General features: G+C 52.4%; 18 protein-coding genes. 12 read left to right on the forward strand and 6 right to left on the reverse strand.

The features are described from left to right. Positions 1 to 55: 55 nt before the first annotated feature. From NYE48_RS12795 to NYE48_RS12810, 4 genes are all read right to left on the reverse strand, one after another. Entirely contained in the window at positions 56 to 670 is a 615-nt protein-coding gene (locus NYE48_RS12795; RefSeq protein ID WP_036712046.1) for a diadenylate cyclase, read from the reverse strand. 36 nt (positions 671 to 706) lie between these two features. Continuing rightward, on the reverse strand, positions 707 to 1324 hold the full coding sequence (gene cdaS / locus NYE48_RS12800) for a sporulation-specific diadenylate cyclase CdaS (RefSeq protein ID WP_036712049.1): 618 nt from the start codon (positions 1322 to 1324) through the stop codon (positions 707 to 709). 177 nt (positions 1325 to 1501) lie between these two features. Continuing rightward, positions 1502 to 2014 carry a type 1 glutamine amidotransferase domain-containing protein gene (locus NYE48_RS12805; protein ID WP_212951048.1) on the reverse strand — a complete coding sequence of 171 codons (513 nt, stop codon included), beginning with the start codon at positions 2012 to 2014 and terminating at the stop codon, positions 1502 to 1504. A 161-nt stretch (positions 2015 to 2175) separates the two neighbouring features. Continuing rightward, entirely contained in the window at positions 2176 to 3042 is an 867-nt protein-coding gene (locus NYE48_RS12810) for a pentapeptide repeat-containing protein (RefSeq protein WP_036712052.1), read from the reverse strand. A 244-nt stretch (positions 3043 to 3286) separates the two neighbouring features. Between NYE48_RS12810 and NYE48_RS12815 the strand changes: the two genes are divergently transcribed. The 11 genes from NYE48_RS12815 to NYE48_RS12865 all read left to right on the forward strand — a co-directional run bounded on the left by NYE48_RS12815 (position 3287) and on the right by NYE48_RS12865 (position 12776). Continuing rightward, positions 3287 to 4420 carry a glycosyltransferase gene (locus tag NYE48_RS12815; protein WP_212951050.1) on the forward strand — a complete coding sequence of 378 codons (1134 nt, stop codon included), beginning with the start codon at positions 3287 to 3289 and terminating at the stop codon, positions 4418 to 4420. A gap of 82 nt (positions 4421 to 4502) precedes the next feature. Continuing rightward, complete coding sequence (locus NYE48_RS28230; RefSeq protein WP_081992523.1) at positions 4503 to 4598, forward strand: hypothetical protein; 96 nt, start codon at positions 4503 to 4505, stop codon at positions 4596 to 4598. 402 nt (positions 4599 to 5000) lie between these two features. Continuing rightward, positions 5001 to 5444: a MarR family winged helix-turn-helix transcriptional regulator gene (locus tag NYE48_RS12825; RefSeq protein WP_036712055.1), complete on the forward strand. Its 444-nt coding sequence runs from the start codon at positions 5001 to 5003 to the stop codon at positions 5442 to 5444. Positions 5445 to 5460: 16 nt separating this feature from the next. Beyond that, positions 5461 to 7092, forward strand: coding sequence for a DHA2 family efflux MFS transporter permease subunit (locus tag NYE48_RS12830; protein ID WP_052147111.1), 1632 nt, complete (start codon positions 5461 to 5463; stop codon positions 7090 to 7092). Between the two features lie 210 nt (positions 7093 to 7302). Beyond that, complete coding sequence (locus NYE48_RS12835; protein ID WP_036712057.1) at positions 7303 to 8079, forward strand: NUDIX hydrolase; 777 nt, start codon at positions 7303 to 7305, stop codon at positions 8077 to 8079. A 30-nt stretch (positions 8080 to 8109) separates the two neighbouring features. Next, positions 8110 to 8670, forward strand: coding sequence for a cysteine hydrolase family protein (locus tag NYE48_RS12840; protein ID WP_212951052.1), 561 nt, complete (start codon positions 8110 to 8112; stop codon positions 8668 to 8670). 36 nt (positions 8671 to 8706) lie between these two features. Next, positions 8707 to 10197, forward strand: coding sequence for a nicotinate phosphoribosyltransferase (locus NYE48_RS12845; RefSeq protein WP_212951054.1), 1491 nt, complete (start codon positions 8707 to 8709; stop codon positions 10195 to 10197). 9 nt (positions 10198 to 10206) lie between these two features. Continuing rightward, entirely contained in the window at positions 10207 to 10821 is a 615-nt protein-coding gene (gene nadD, locus NYE48_RS12850) for a nicotinate (nicotinamide) nucleotide adenylyltransferase (RefSeq protein WP_036712059.1), read from the forward strand. Positions 10822 to 10865: 44 nt separating this feature from the next. Next, on the forward strand, positions 10866 to 11684 hold the full coding sequence (gene nadE / locus NYE48_RS12855) for an ammonia-dependent NAD(+) synthetase (RefSeq protein WP_036712061.1): 819 nt from the start codon (positions 10866 to 10868) through the stop codon (positions 11682 to 11684). A gap of 182 nt (positions 11685 to 11866) precedes the next feature. Next, positions 11867 to 12214 carry a PadR family transcriptional regulator gene (locus NYE48_RS12860; protein ID WP_340998969.1) on the forward strand — a complete coding sequence of 116 codons (348 nt, stop codon included), beginning with the start codon at positions 11867 to 11869 and terminating at the stop codon, positions 12212 to 12214. Next, the gene (locus NYE48_RS12865; RefSeq protein WP_340998970.1) at positions 12207 to 12776 is read left to right on the forward strand and encodes a DUF1700 domain-containing protein; all 570 of its coding nucleotides are present in this window, start codon (positions 12207 to 12209) and stop codon (positions 12774 to 12776) included. The genes NYE48_RS12860 and NYE48_RS12865 overlap by 8 nt, the downstream gene beginning before the upstream one ends. A 65-nt stretch (positions 12777 to 12841) precedes the next feature. On the opposite strand, the gene pdxK is transcribed toward NYE48_RS12865, so the two are convergent. Further along, a complete protein-coding gene (pdxK, locus tag NYE48_RS12870; RefSeq protein WP_036712067.1) occupies positions 12842 to 13654 on the reverse strand; it encodes a pyridoxine/pyridoxal/pyridoxamine kinase in 813 nt (270 codons plus the stop codon). Between the two features lie 94 nt (positions 13655 to 13748). Next, positions 13749 to 14015: a hypothetical protein gene (locus NYE48_RS12875; RefSeq protein WP_036712069.1), complete on the reverse strand. Its 267-nt coding sequence runs from the start codon at positions 14013 to 14015 to the stop codon at positions 13749 to 13751. A gap of 201 nt (positions 14016 to 14216) precedes the next feature. Here NYE48_RS12875 and NYE48_RS12880 point away from each other — a divergent pair, with 201 nt between their 5' ends. Continuing rightward, the gene (locus tag NYE48_RS12880) at positions 14217 to 14915 is read left to right on the forward strand and encodes an FHA domain-containing protein (RefSeq protein ID WP_340998971.1); all 699 of its coding nucleotides are present in this window, start codon (positions 14217 to 14219) and stop codon (positions 14913 to 14915) included. Positions 14916 to 14962: the final 47 nt, after the last annotated feature.

Below are 14962 nucleotides of genomic sequence, written 5' to 3' on the forward strand. Positions count from 1 at the left end.
ATATGAAGAATAATGGGCAGTAGGCAGCGGTCAGGCCATGCGCGCTGTATGTTTATCAGGCGGTCGTGAAGGGATAGAGATTTCCTTCCAGGCAAAACGACGTGGTTCCATTCGCCGCGACCAGCAAAATCAAGGCATCGCACCGTTCCGACAAGCCGACGGCGGAGGCCTCGTTCAAGTCAAACAGCCGATCCCAAAATATTTGCTGCGTGACGGGAAGCACATTTCCTGCGGAAAGGACCGTATCGGCTTTGATGAGAACCGCGCCCTGCTGCAATTTGCTTCCCGGATAAAAAATCGATTCCAGCAAGGGACTTGAAATTTGGGCGTTAATAGGGGTTCCTCCCTGGATATGGGGGGTTACCGGGTCGCTTTTTTCCAGAACGATCAACGCCTGCTGCCTTTTCAAGCTCAGTTTGTGGACGGCGCGTGACAATTCCTTGCTGGATTCCGTATATTCCGTGAGCAGGCAGTTCAGAAAATACGTGGATACCAGCATTTCCAAATCGGCAAATTCCTTGGATATTTCCTCCAAGTCGTTCAGGATTTGAATGTCGTTTTGATCGAACGTGGAAATCCCGTGCCGCAGAATTTCCGCGACCCGGTTGAGCTGCTTTGCCATTTCCGCTTGCAGCAGAGCGGGGTTGTCCCGGCAGTTTTTGTTATTCATAACGTCATGTCACGCTCCCAGTGATGCTTTTGACCGTTACGGGCTGATGGTTTGAAAAGGGTAAAGGGCTCCGTTAAACGAAAACGACTCTTTCCCAGTCTCCTCGGATACGACGAAAACCAAGGCATCCGTTCGTTCCGACAAGCCGATGGCGGCGCGATGCCGGGTTCCGAGCTTTTTGCCTTTGTAAATCTTTTTCGTAAGGGGAAGGATGTTGGCTGCCGAGACGATCTTATCGCTGCGGATCAGCACGGCCCCGTCGTGCAGCGGACTTCCGACATGGAAGATGGAATCCAGGAGCTCGCCGGATATTTCGGCGAACAAGGGCGTGCCCCGGGTGATCCATTCGTCGACCGGATCTTCCCGTTCGATGACGATCAGCGCACCTCTGCGGATGTCGCTAAGCTGACCTAACGTTTGAAGGATGACGTCGCATTTCGTGGTATAAGGAAAGAGCAACCGATTCAAGTGGTAGGCGGATGCCATTTTGCTTGTAGCCGAAAACCGTTTGGAGAGCTGCCTGACTTCCTTAAGAATGCCGATTTTCTGCTGATCCAAAGACGAAATCAATGCGTCGACGCCGTCCGCGATATGGTTGAGCCGTTGTTTGATTTCCTCCGGCTTTGGTGAAAAGCCGCCGAATTCGTTCTCCACGGGATGGGCCTCCTTTGATATGCATTACAATTATCCCCTTTGAAGGGGATAATTATTTGCTCGGCGGCGCGATCAATGGATTGGACGTTGCCGGGGGACGAAAAACAGCCCTCGCCTTATCGAACAAGGCGAGGGCTTTATGGTTCAGACCGCTTTCAAACCGGTAATGCGCGCCGCTTAATCCGCCAACAGCTTCAAGGACTCGCGGTTGAAGGCAGGCAAATCGTCCGGCGTGCGGCTCGTGACGATGTTGCGGCTTACGACCACTTCTTCGTCTTTGTAGTTGGCGCCGGCGTTTTTCAGATCGTTGCGGATGGATCTGTATCCGGTTATGTCAACGCCCTTCAACAAATCGGTATCGATCAGCACCTGCGGTCCGTGGCAGATGGCAAACACCGGTTTACCTGCTTGCACGAAGGCTTTGGCGAATTCGCCAAAACGGTCGTCCGCGCGCAGGATGTCCGGAGAAAATCCGCCGGGGATGAGCAGGGCGTCGAAATCCTCCGGTTTCGCTTCATCAATGCCCAGATCGATGCTGACCTTCTCTCCTTTTTTGCCGGTGACTTGCTGCCCGGCCTTTTTTTCAATGGTTATCACTTCATGGCCGGCCTCTTTGAAAGCCTTGGCCGGATCGGTAAACTCGACGTCTTCGAACATGTCGGTGATGAGGGTTGCGATTTTTTTGCCCATGGTTGTCATCCTCCTTCGTAATCATTCAAATGGGTCATAAGATACTTACCACCAGGAACGCCATGTGAATACGGCAAGCCGCAAAAAAATAAAAACAGTCAAGCCAGAACTATAAAAGATCTGTCGCTTGACTGTTTATTTTTATGAAATGCAGCATTCGTTCATGGCGCTTGCCAATGCTCGGGCCTCATTAAGGAAGGAGGCAGCTTGGTACGGGCATCTCCTTTTGCGGCATTAATCTGGGCTTGAGCGAGAAAGAGGCTTCCCCGGAGGTCGGCGCCCCGAAGATCGGCATCCCGCAAATCCGCTCCGATCAGATCGGCCATTCGTAAGTCTGCCGACCTGAGATCGGCCGCAATGAGGTAAGCGCCCCGCAAGCTTTGGTACCTCAGATCGGCCCCCTTCAGTTTGGCCCCGATGAGGTCGGCCCCGCGGCCGGCAACCTTTTTTTGTTTGAGCGGTCCTTGATGTTTGCGCCGCGCGTCTTCGCGGACAAGCTCGCTTGTGCGAAGAAGAAGGACGTTCACGCTTGCCCGATAGGCGGTCATGTCGATGCTTAGGAGCGATTCGGGATCAAGCTCCGTGAGCCGCCAAGTTTCCTGGAGCGCCTCATCCAGCTCCTCATGAATAGGGGACGCGGGTTCCAAAGAACGTGCTTCCGTCAAATACCACAGCAGCTCATGAAGCTGCCACATGACGGGAAACACGTCGAACATTTGGCGCGCTTTTTTCGGGTCCTGGCGCCAGTCGCGCCCGCCGTACGTTTGTTGGGATACTTTTTGCCCGGCTCCGAAGCAGTCGTACACCGTGCACCCGCGCATGCCAAGGTTTCTAAGCTTCTGGTGGACGCCGCAGCGGAAATCCGCATTCAAATGCCGGCAAGGCGTCCCGGCCGGTTTGTCGAACGCGAAGTCTGCCGATGCGGCATAAGGCAGGGCCACGCAGCACAATCCGAAGCATTGTCCGCAGTCTGCCCGAAGCTCCTCCCGATCCGGATGCCGCGCATCATGTTCTGGTAAGTTAAGCATGCAAAATCTCCTTGGTCGTTTTAGTGTTCCGGTTCCGGCTTGTTTTTTCCGTGTTTACATTGTACATGATTTTTTTGCCGAAGAACAAAGATTCTTTCATTGCCAATTGAAATCATTTCCATTATGATAACATTAGTACGGTCGTTCTATTTATGTTTCCATAGGATAAGATCAAAGGTGCAATTCCCATTCTTTTATCAAGATTAGAACGATCGTCCAAAATATTCGAAAGTGGTGGAAGATCATGAGTTGGGTGTATTGGGTATTGGGGGGACTCAACGTGCTGATGTGGGGAAGCATTGCGATCATTTTTACGGCCAACGCCGGAAAGATCGGCATCCTGCATCGTACCCGGGAAGAGCCGGCGGGACGGCAGCCGTTCATTTCGGTCGTCATTGCCGCGAGAAACGAACAAAAGGCATTGGAACGCTGCGTCGAATCGTTAATGAATCAAACCTACGACCCGCTGGAGGTGATCGTGGTCAACGACCGCTCCGAAGACGGCACCGGCGCGATCGCGGCCAAGCTTGCACAGGCTTATCCGAATGTTACCGCGCTGGACGTGCGTGATTTGCCCGAACAATGGATGGGAAAAAGCCACGCGTTGTTCCAAGGCACGAAAATGGCCAAAGGAGAGTGGCTGCTGTTCACGGATGCGGATATTTTGTTTCAGCCGTCGTGCATCGCCAAAGCCGTTGCTTACATGGAACGCCATGAACTGGATCATCTGACCATGATTCCCGATTTTATCGGTCCTCATGCGCTTTCCAAATGGTATGCCTCTTTTATTTTCATGAGCGCGTCTTCCTTCGGCCAACTGTGGAAAATCAAAGATCCGAAGGCATCGCATTCGCTTGGCGTGGGGGCGTTTAATCTGGTCAAACGGGAGGCTTACGAGAAGATCGGAACCCATGAAGCCTTTTCTTACGTCACGACGGATGATGCCGAGCTTGGAAAACGGATAAAGCAGGGGGGATACCGCCAAGATGCGGTTTACGGAACCCGGATGATCGGCGTCTGGAATTGGTACGAAAGTTTGAGCCAACTTATCGGAAGCGTGGAAAAATCGGTGTTCAGTTACCCGAAGGCCGTCATCACCGCGGTCTCCTGCCTGTTGACGATGATTTATCCCTGGATCGGGTTGTTTATCGGTCCGCTCTCCGCGCGCGTTTTATGCGGCGTAAGCATCGTATCCGTATTATGGCTCTATTTCATCTATTCAAGGTATTCCGGCAGCGGTTTTTGGTATGGGATTGCCCATCCTTTGATAGGCCTCATTCTGACGATCGGAGGCTTTCGAGGGGCTTACCGCGCCGGCCGGCGGGGAGGCATGACTTGGCGCGGCACGACGTATGATCGTACTCATCTGAAAGCATAAATGAAGGAATGGAAGGTCTAGAACCCGTGCAAGGCACAGGCGAAAAAAAGCGGAAGCCGTCGTCGTTTCGGCCGATTATCGGTTGGCTTCAAAATATCCGTTTGCGGCGTTGGTCACGGATTGCTTCGATGCGGCAAATGGACTCATGAACATGCGGGAGAGCTTGGCGTCGATCTGATTTTTGAATATGCAGGAGCCGACAAGCATGACCCGTATTTTTCGCCGCTTCATGTAGAGGATTTGGACGGGCAGCTGGAATCTCAATACAAGCAAGCAGGAAAGCAGGTTCTCTTAACGGGGGCCTGTTTTTTTGTTTTGGACCTGAGGCGGTAACTGTATTCATTTTATTATGAAATTATATACATAAAATTTGCTTGACTTCGTCTTTGCGACGGAGTATATTACTTAAGTGTTAAATGATTAAGTGGTTTATTTATTTACGCCTTATTAAATAAAACTTAATTATTTCAAAGATTTCAGCAAAGGGTTTTGCACGGAATCCCGCAGGCGGACTTCACTCGTCAATGTTCGCAAAATCCTTATGACAAAGCACTTGAAAACGTACAAGGAGGTTGGCATTTTGCCTAAGAACGAACTATTGTTTGAAGTCTCGGGGATGTTCCGCCAACTGCTGAAAAGCATGTCCCAGGAATGGAACAAAATCAGCACCAAGGAATACAATCTCACGTTTCCGCAGTTTCAAGTCTTGTATACGCTCAACATGCGCGGCTCCTTGAAAGTATCGGAGCTGGCGGAGGCGCTGGGGTTAACGTCCCCGGCCATCACAAGCTTGACCGACAAGCTCATCGCAGCGGGTTACGTCAAGCGGGAGCGGGCGGAAGACGACCGCCGGGTGGTATACACGATGATCACGCAAGAAGGCTATGAGATCATAGACAAAATCAAAGATGACCAGAAGGAGGTTATCCAGGTATTTTTCGGCATGTTGTCCGAGGAAGATATTCAGCATTTGAGAAGAATCTTCTCTTCGATGCTTTTGAATATAGAACATAACAACGGTTAGAGGTGAAGGAGAGGGAATGGAGCATTTAACGCTTAAACGTAAAATAACGATCATGATCGCGATCATGGCCGCCATGTTTTTTGCCGCCATCAACCAGACGATCACAAGCACGGCGATGCCGCGCATTATCGCGATTCTGGATGGCATGGACTATTACACGTGGACCATCAACATTTATTTGCTGACGTCCACCATTGCCACCATACTGGTCGGTAAGCTGTCCGACATGTTTGGACGGAAGCCGTTCATACTGATCGGTATATTGTTTTTTATGGTCGGGGCCTTTTTGACGGGGACCTCCACCGATGTCTATCAATTTATTATTTACCGCGGGATTCAGGGGATCGGCGCGGGGATCATCCAGTCCACCGCCTTTACGGCCGTCGGCGACTTGTTCCCGCCGCGCGAACGCGGCAAGTGGATGGGCTTGATGACCGCCGTATTCGGCTTCTCCAGCGTGTTGGGACCGACGCTCGGCGGCTATTTGGTCGACCATATCGATTGGCACTGGCTGTTCTGGATTTTCCTGCCGCTGGGCATCGTGGCATTTATCATGATTATGATGTTGTTCCCGAAAGTCGACAAAAAGAAAGGCCAGCATATCGACTACTGGGGTTCGTTGTTCCTGACGACGACGATCGTTCCGCTGCTGCTCGCGTTCTCTTGGGCAGGTACGGAATATCCGTGGGGATCTTGGCAAATTCTCAGTTTGATCGGAGGCGCGGTCGTTTCCGCCCTGATTTTCATTTTCGTCGAAACGCAAGTGAAGGAACCGATTCTTCCGCTGCATTTATTTAAAAACGGCGTCGTAACCATTTCGAACATTATCGGTTTTATTATGAACTTCGGATTGATGGGCGCGATGATCTACATTTCGTTCTACGTGCAGGGCGTTTTGGCCATTTCGCCGACGTATGCAGGTTATGTCACGCTGCCGATGTCCTTGTGCATGGTTATAACAAGCGCCATTACCGGTCAGCTGATCGCAAAATCCGGCAAATACAAACGGTTTGCGCTGATCGGCATGCCGATCATGATCATCGGGATGGGCATCATGATTTTCATGAACAGCTTGTGGATGACGATCGTCAGCTTGATCATTTTCGGCATAGGTTTGGGCCTTGGCATGCCGGTTTTCTCGCTGGCCACCCAAAACGCCGTTTCGCATAAAGAGCTTGGCGTCGTGACGGCTTCCACGCAGCTGTTCCGTAACCTCGGGGGTACGATCGGCATCGCGGTCATGGGTACCGTCATGTCCAATAGCTTGACCAAAAACCTGAAGGAAGCCCTGCAATCGGCCAGCGCTCCGGATTTCAGCAAATTGGATCCGAAGCTGGCACAGAACATGCTGTCTTTTGCCAACCCGCAAACGCTGATGAACAAGCCGCTGGTCGAAAAAACCGAAGCCGGCTTGCCGGATCAAGCCAAGCAGTTGTTTGCCCAGATGATCGACAGCATCCGCGATGCGCTGGGCAACACGCTTTCGACGGTTTTCCTGACAGGGACGCTGGTCCTCGTCGTCGCGCTCCTGCTCGTATTTTTCTTGAAGGAGCTGCCGCTTCGTTCGACCAACCAGGCGCAAGGGGAAGCCGGCGCCGCAAGCGAACCGGCAACGGGCAGACCCGGCAAAACGGTAACGGCAGAGTAACGACATATTTTCGCGGATATGCGATATGTGAGATAACGGTGCTTCAGGCAGCCATGTGCTGCTTGGGGCACTTTTTTTATTTTTGGATGCAAACGGGATTTTGGCCTATCCGATTGGCACATAATGGTTGACAAGGACATAAACTGAAGCTATAATAAAATTAACAAATCGTTAAATGTTAAATAATCATACAGAAGTGAGGCTGTCTTCATGTCCAACGAACAAGCGCTCAAGCAATACGACGTTAAAAAATACCGTACGCCGGACGGCTACACCTCGGACATTGCCGTATTCACCATCTTGAGCGACAAAACCGAAGCGTTCAAGCCGCCCGCCATGAAGCTGAACCTTATGCTGATCAAGCGAAGCATGACCGACAGCGAAGGGCGAACGAACATCGAAGCGGGCAAATGGGCTTTGCCCGGAGGATTCGTCGGCGAAACCGAAACCGCGTTTCAATCGGCGCAGCGGGAGTTAAAAGAAGAAACCGGGGTGGACCGGATTCATCTCGAGCATTTCGGGGTGTACGACAAGCCGGGGCGCGACCCCCGCGGCTGGATCATTTCCAACGCCCATTACGCCATCGTGCCCGAACACCGGCTTGCGGATCGCGTGGCGCAAGATGATGCGAGCGAGGTTGCGCTGTTTCCGGTGGAAGAAGTGTTTAAGCTCGATTTGGCTTTCGACCATGAGACGATCATTCGGGATGCGGTGGCCGTCATCCGCAAAAAGCTGCTTGAGACGACGGCGGCAAAAGCCTTCTTGCCCGAAGAGTTTACGTACTCCGAGCTGCAGGCGGTGCTGTTGACCGTCACCGACGATACGGCCATCGCGCTCGATGCCGCATTCGCCCGCAAAATCAAGACGCTGCCTTTCATCGAGGAAATCGCCGGAAAAAAGACGACCCGCACGTCCAAGAAACCGACGCAATTGTACCGTTTTAACGACGCACCGGTGAACAGTTCCATTTATTACGCCAAAAAGTAATATGAAGCTAACGGATCAGGAGGAATCGCGATGACGAAAACGAATCAAAAGGCACTGATTAACATCGATTACACCAACGACTTCGTGGCAGCCGACGGGGCGCTGACCTGCGGCGAGCCGGGACAAAACATCGAGCAGCGCATCGTGCAATTGACGAAGGAATTCGTGGACAATCAGGACTTCGTCGTATTCGCCGTCGATTTGCACAAGGCCGGGGATACGCTCCATCCCGAAACGAAGCTGTTCCCGCCGCATAACATCGACGGCACCGCAGGCCGCCATCTCTACGGAGCTCTGCAGGGCGTATTTGATGACCATAAACATTCGGAACACGTCTATTGGATGGATAAAACCAGATACAGCGCCTTCGCGGGCACCGACCTGGAGCTTCGGCTGCGGGCGAGAGGCATTACCGAACTTCATCTCGTGGGCGTCTGCACGGACATTTGCGTTTTGCATACGGCCGTGGATGCATACAACAAGGGATTCGATCTTGTGATCCATAAGGATGCGGTGGCGAGCTTCGATCCGGAAGGCCATGCTTGGGCTTTGCGGCATTTTGAAGGTTCGCTGGGCGCGAAGGTCGTCTGACTATTTTTCGAACTCTCACAAGGGAGGATGTTGGCCATGACAGATCAAACGGTTGGAACGCCCGAAGCGCTTTACCCGGATGACAGCCTGGCGCTGCATACGGACAAATACCAAATCAACATGACCCAGGTGTATTGGCAGGACGGAATTCACGACCGCAAGGCGGTATTCGAGGTGTATTTCCGGAAAATTCCGTTTCAAAACGGCTATGCGGTGTTTGCCGGGTTGGAGCGCCTTGTCCGTTATCTCCAGGATTTCCGCTTTTCGGACAGCGACTTGGCATTTTTGAAGGAAGACGGTTATCCGGACGAATACCTCGATTATTTGCGAACGCTCCGCTTCACGGGAACGGTCCGCTCGATGAGGGAAGGGGAGCTCGTGTTTGCCAACGAACCGATGCTGCGAATCGAAGCTCCGCTGGCGGAAGCCCAGCTGATCGAAACCGCGGTGCTGAACATCGTCAATTTTCAAACGTTGATTGCCACCAAAGCCTCCCGGATCAAGCAGGTCGTGGGGGACGAAACGACGATGGAATTCGGCACCCGCCGGGCGCAGGAGCTGGATGCGGCGATTTGGGGCACAAGGGCTGCCTTTCTTGCCGGCTTCGACGCGACGTCGAATGTCCGGGCAGGAAAGCTGTTCGACATCCCGACGGCGGGCACGCATGCCCATGCGATGGTCCAGGCCTACCGCGACGAGTACACCGCCTTCCGCAAATATGCCGAGTGCCATACCGACTGCGTGTTTCTGGTGGACACGTACGATACGCTGCGCTCCGGGGTCCCGACGGCGATCGAGGTTGCGAAGGAATTCGGCGATCGGATAAAATTTAAAGGAATCCGTTTGGACAGCGGCGACCTGGCGTATTTGTCGAAGGAAGCGCGCCGAATGCTGGACGAGGCGGGATTTACGGACACGAAAATATACGCGTCGAACGATCTTGACGAGCACACCATTTTGAACTTGAAGGCTCAAGGGGCCAAAATCGATGTATGGGGAATCGGCACGAAGCTGATCACGGCATACGATCAACCGGCATTGGGTGCCGTGTATAAGCTGATCGCCATCGAGGACGATAACGGGGACATGGTCGACACGATCAAAATCAGCTCGAATCCGGAAAAAATATCGACGCCCGGCCGCAAGCGGGTATTCCGCATCATCAATAAAGCAAGCGGCAAATCGGAAGGGGATTACATTGCGCTGGAGCACGAAGAACCGCAGCAGCAGGATCGCCTGAAAATGTTCCATCCGGTCCATACGTACATTGCGAAGTTCGTGACGAATTTCGAAGCGAAGGAGCTTCACCATACGATCGTCGAAAACGGCAAATTGGTTTATCGGCTGCCCGACCTGCGCGAGATCCAAGCCTTTGTGAAGGAAAACTTGAACGTGCTGTGGGATGAATACAAACGCCTGCTCAACCCGGCGGAATATCCGGTCAACTTGAGCCAGGAATGCTGGGACAACAAAATGAAACGGATCGAGGAAGTTCAGCAAAAAGTGAACCGGAGGGTTCAAGCTTAAGGAGGACCTATGGCTAAAATCGGAATTTACGGCTCGTCCTTTGACCCCATCACGAACGTGCACTTGTGGACGGCAAGCACGGTGGCGCAGCGCTGCAAGCTGGATCGCGTGATTTTTCTTCCCTGTTCGAGCAAAAGAACCGACAAGCAGCTTCATATCAGCGATGAACACCGCTGGAACATGGTCCTGATGGCGATCGAAGGCAATGACAAATTCATTGCGGACGATTACGAAATGAAGCAGGCCGGCTGGGAAATCGCGACGTATTTGACCTTGAAGCATTTTAAGGCCAAGTTTCCGGAGGACGAAATTTATTTTATTATGGGCGCGGACCTGCTGCTGGATATCGGGGAAGGCAAATGGAAGAAGTCCGAAGAGCTGATACAGGAAAACAAATTTATCGTCATGGCGAGAGACGGCATCAACATGCTAACGGCCATCAGCAAATCGCCGATTCTGCGCAATAGCGACGACGGGCAAACGTTTCATCTCATCGATAAAGGGCTGGCCATGGAGATCAGCTCGAGTTATATCCGGGACGAATTGAAAATGGGGGGAGAACCCCGGTATTTGGTGCCCGAAAAATGCTACAGCTACATCAAAGCCCATAAATTGTACACGTAAGCCTCTGAAAATCCATAATCCATAAAAGGGAGAATGCAAAAACGATGAACACACAAGAGCAGATCATGAAAGAGCTGAACGTAAAACCGACGATCGATGCGAAGGAGGAGGTCCGCAGACGGGTGGATTTTCTCAAAGCATATTGCAAAAAAGCCGGAGCGAAAGGTTTCGTTCTGGGCATCAGCGGCGGACAGGATTCCACGCTGGCCGGGCGTCTTTGCCAGTTGGCCGCCGAAGAGCTGCGCGCGGAGGGGTACGAAGCTTCGTTTTGCGCGGTCCGGCTTCCTTTCGGCACCCAAAAGGATGAGGACGACGCGCAGGCGGCGCTGGCGTTTATCAATCCGGATGAGTCCATCGTCTTTAACATCGAAAGTTCGGTGAATGCCCTGGCCCTGACCTACGCCGATGCGACGGGAAGCGGTTTGTCGGACTATCATAAAGGCAACGTGAAGGCCAGAATGCGCATGATCGCCCAATACGCGATTGCCGGAGAACGCCAGTGCCTCGTGGTGGGAACCGATCATGCGGCAGAGGCGTTGACCGGATTTTTCACCAAATTCGGGGACGGAGGAGCGGACGTGACGCCGCTGACGGGGCTGACCAAGGAACAAGGCCGCGAGCTGCTGAAAGAGCTCCGCGCCGACGAGCGGCTGTATTTGAAGGTGCCGACGGCCGATTTGCTCGACAATAAACCGCAGCAGGCGGATGAAACGGAGCTGGGCATGAAATATACGGTCATCGACGAATATCTCACCGGGCAGCAGGTCGATCCCGAAAATCGCGAAAAAATCGAAAAACGCTACAAAAATACGGAACATAAACGGCAGCTCCCGGTGACGCCGTTCGATGAATGGTGGAAATAGGAAAGCGGCTTTTCGAACACGAAGCTCAGCGGATGCTGAGCTTTTTTTCATGCGTATTTTATCTTTCGCCAGCATAGGACTGTGAGGAACAAATAATGATAGGCAGGAACTGATTTTGACCAAGTACCTTGCAATGCACAGTACTAGGTGATATTATAATACCGAAAGGAGCGAACGGATGTATGGAAATGTCGGAATGGACATCGCAGGTTCGCAGGGGAATATTGGAATACTGCATCTTGCAGCTGATCGGCCATAAGCCCAGATACGGTTATGAACTGGTCACTCTGTTAGACCAATGGGAGCCGCTTGCCGTAACGGAAGGGACCTTATATCCCCTGCTGCGCAGGCTGCTGAAGGATCATTACATCGAATCGTTTTGGAAAGAATCCGAGTCCGGTCCGCCGCGGAAATACTATAACCTAACCGATTCCGGGCACCAACTGATGCATATGATGGCTGCGGAATGGAATAAAATCAGCGGCGCGGTCGAACAAATACAACGATTTGGAGGAGAGAACATTGATTAGCCGGTATGGAAAGGAATATTTGGAGAAGTTGAACCGTTACTTGGAGAAGCTGCCGGAAGACGAAAGGATGGACGCCGTCATGGAGATCGAAAGCCATATTGCGGAAGGCATCGCTAACGGCGTTCCGGAGGCGGTCATCTTATCGCGCCTTGGCGACCCGCGCAAACTGGCAAAGGCATATCGCAGCGTGCGCTTGAACGGGTTGAAGGGCATGAAGTCGCTTAAAGACGTGTTCGCGGTGATCGGATTTTACTGCACGGCAGGTTTGCTCAGCGTCATGATCGTTCCGGTGTTGGCCACCGTTGCTTACGGCTTCGGATTTTGCGCGGTTCTCATCGTGATCGCAGGCATCCTTCGTACCTTCGGAGCGGCTTGGATCAATATGAGCATCGGACCCGGAATGGAAATCGCGACCGAATACAGCATGATTTACGCGCTTGTGGTTGGAGGAATCGTTGGAGGCATCGCCTTTGCGAGCTGGTTGGGGTTGAAAAAATACCTTGCGTTTTTATCCGAGCGTTACAGACGCGTGCTGCCCGGCAAACAGGCAGTTCATGGGTAATGCCTGGCAAGCATAAAAGAAACCTCCTTCGTTGGAAGGAGGTTTCTTCATGCCTCTAAGGCAAGTTATTTCGCCAAACGGTAGCCGCCGTGGAATACCGGGCCAACATATTGGTTGAACTGGTAGCCGCTTCGGATGGCCGCGGATACGAAATCCTTCGCTTTGGCCACGGCCTCGCTTACAGGCAAGCCATTGGCCAATCCACCGGTGATGGCCGCGGCGAACGTGCAGCCCGCACCGTGGTTGAATGCAGGTTCGATCTTGTCCGATTCGAGCACGGCAAATTCTGCTCCGTCATAGAAAACGTCGATCGCTTTTTCGCCATCGAGCGCTTTGCCGCCTTTGACGACGACGTTTTTGGCGCCAAGCTCGTGAATCCGGCGGGCCGCCTCTTTCATCTCTTCGATCGATGTTAGCTTTCCAAGGCCGGAGAGCACGCCCGCTTCGAACAGGTTAGGGGTGACAACGGTTGCCAGCGGAAGGAGCAAATCGCGAATGGCCTCGGCGCTTTCCGGGTTCAGCACTTCGTCTTCGCCTTTGCAAACCATGACCGGATCGATGACGACGTTGGTTTGGCGGTGTTCCTTGATCGCTTGTTCGGCGACGCGGACGATTTCCACGCTGCCGAGCATTCCTGTTTTCATGGCGTCGACCGGGCCGCCGGCAAACACCGTTTTCAGCTGCTCCGCGACAAGCGCGGCGTCAACCGGATATACATTATGGTGCCAGCCATTGTCCGGATCCATCGTCACGATGGTGGTTAATGCGCTAAAGCCGTATGTTCCGTACTCCTCAAACGTTTTGAGGTCGGCTTGAATGCCTGCGCCCCCGCTGGAATCGCTGCCGGCAATCGTTAATGTCTTGATGATTTTGGACACGGTGAAAACCTCTTTTCCTGCATTAAAATATAAACCGCTTAAGTCGACATTGATTATATCAAAAAACGACAAGCAGGTGAATCATTAAGCTTCGTTATTCCGAATGAATGCGCTCCAGGACGGCATCCTCGATCCTCTCCCAGATCGACTTGCCGTTTTGGATCGCGGTTCCCGCCGACAGGCCTGCCTGCCCGCCGGCATCGTTACCAGGCACGTTCCCGGCGTTTTGCTGAAGAAATAAGGTTTCCGCCGCACCATCCGGTTTCTCCTCCAATTGCTGAAAAAAGTATACGTAAAGAGCAAGCACGCTCGCAGCCAAAAATGACATCACGCCGTACATGATCGTTTGAGTTCGTTTCACGTCGTTAAACCTCGCTTTGAAAAATGATGACAGGACTGATAGTATTAAATCATGTGATGTTGTTCGTGATCGATAGGTGTTGTTCTTACTATAAAATGAGCCCGTGTGGCAAACAATGGAGCAAATCTGATGAAATTATCATTTTTGGTTAGGGCCGCCCTTCGGTGCGCCTAACCGCGGTTAGAAAGTGGGAGATTGAACATGCCGGATATCGTAAAAATCATTCTGGATACAGCCGGGCAAAAAGGACATGGTTCGTTCCTGTATCTCGAGCAAGGGAGAAGCGTCACGATCGGCAGACACACGCATATGAACCGGGATGTCCTGGCGATCTATAATCAATTGGTATCGAAACGCCATTGCTGCTTGCACCGCGTTCACCAGGAAGTGTTCATCGAAGATCTGGGCAGCAAAAACGGCACCGAGCTGAACGGACAGCGTTTGATTCCGCACAGGAGATATCCTGTTTCCCCCGGAGACCGGCTGACGCTTGTGAACGGGCTTGTAAGGCTGCAGGTGGAATTCGACGGGGATCTGGAAGAAACGCGGGAGTATTCGGTTTCCGAATTGCTGGAGCGCGAAGTGCAGCTGTATGACCATTTGCAGAGCATTCAGATCGGCACCGAGCAGGTGACCTTATCGAAAAAAGAGTATCTGTTGTTTAAGCTGCTGCACAGCCGCTTGAACCATTTCGTCACCAAAGAGGAAATCATGAAGCAGGTGTGGCCGGAACGCTGCGTCGAAAACGCCGAGCTGGTCGGCATCGATGAAGTGAATTCGCTTATTTACCGGACGAACAAAAAACTCGGTTCGAATTTCGTCATTAAATCGGTGTATAAAAAAGGCGTATACATGAAGCGCGAAGGCAGCTTCGCCGAGCTGGACGCGTCAAACGCATGAATTTAGAAAAAGGCCGCAATCGCTGCGGCTTTTTTTGTGCGCCCGAA

Source organism: Paenibacillus sp. FSL M7-1455 (genome assembly GCF_038004655.1).
GTDB lineage: Bacteria > Bacillota > Bacilli > Paenibacillales > Paenibacillaceae > Paenibacillus_AQ > Paenibacillus_AQ cookii.

What these genes read in the sequence shown, in the direction of transcription:
- NYE48_RS12830 (WP_052147111.1), top strand. Translation starts at nt 5,461, where the DNA reads ATGGAGCATTTAACGCTTAAACGTAAAATAACGATCATGATCGCGATC.
- NYE48_RS12840 (WP_212951052.1), top strand. Translation starts at nt 8,110, where the DNA reads ATGACGAAAACGAATCAAAAGGCACTGATTAACATCGATTACACCAAC.
- NYE48_RS12805 (WP_212951048.1), bottom strand. Translation starts at nt 2,014, where the DNA reads ATGGGCAAAAAAATCGCAACCCTCATCACCGACATGTTCGAAGACGTC.
- NYE48_RS12795 (WP_036712046.1), bottom strand. Translation starts at nt 670, where the DNA reads ATGAATAACAAAAACTGCCGGGACAACCCCGCTCTGCTGCAAGCGGAA.
- NYE48_RS12860 (WP_340998969.1), top strand. Translation starts at nt 11,867, where the DNA reads ATGGAAATGTCGGAATGGACATCGCAGGTTCGCAGGGGAATATTGGAA.
- NYE48_RS12810 (WP_036712052.1), bottom strand. Translation starts at nt 3,042, where the DNA reads ATGCTTAACTTACCAGAACATGATGCGCGGCATCCGGATCGGGAGGAG.
- NYE48_RS12835 (WP_036712057.1), top strand. Translation starts at nt 7,303, where the DNA reads ATGTCCAACGAACAAGCGCTCAAGCAATACGACGTTAAAAAATACCGT.
- NYE48_RS12845 (WP_212951054.1), top strand. Translation starts at nt 8,707, where the DNA reads ATGACAGATCAAACGGTTGGAACGCCCGAAGCGCTTTACCCGGATGAC.
- nadD (WP_036712059.1), top strand. Translation starts at nt 10,207, where the DNA reads ATGGCTAAAATCGGAATTTACGGCTCGTCCTTTGACCCCATCACGAAC.
- NYE48_RS12815 (WP_212951050.1), top strand. Translation starts at nt 3,287, where the DNA reads ATGAGTTGGGTGTATTGGGTATTGGGGGGACTCAACGTGCTGATGTGG.
- nadE (WP_036712061.1), top strand. Translation starts at nt 10,866, where the DNA reads ATGAACACACAAGAGCAGATCATGAAAGAGCTGAACGTAAAACCGACG.
- NYE48_RS12880 (WP_340998971.1), top strand. Translation starts at nt 14,217, where the DNA reads ATGCCGGATATCGTAAAAATCATTCTGGATACAGCCGGGCAAAAAGGA.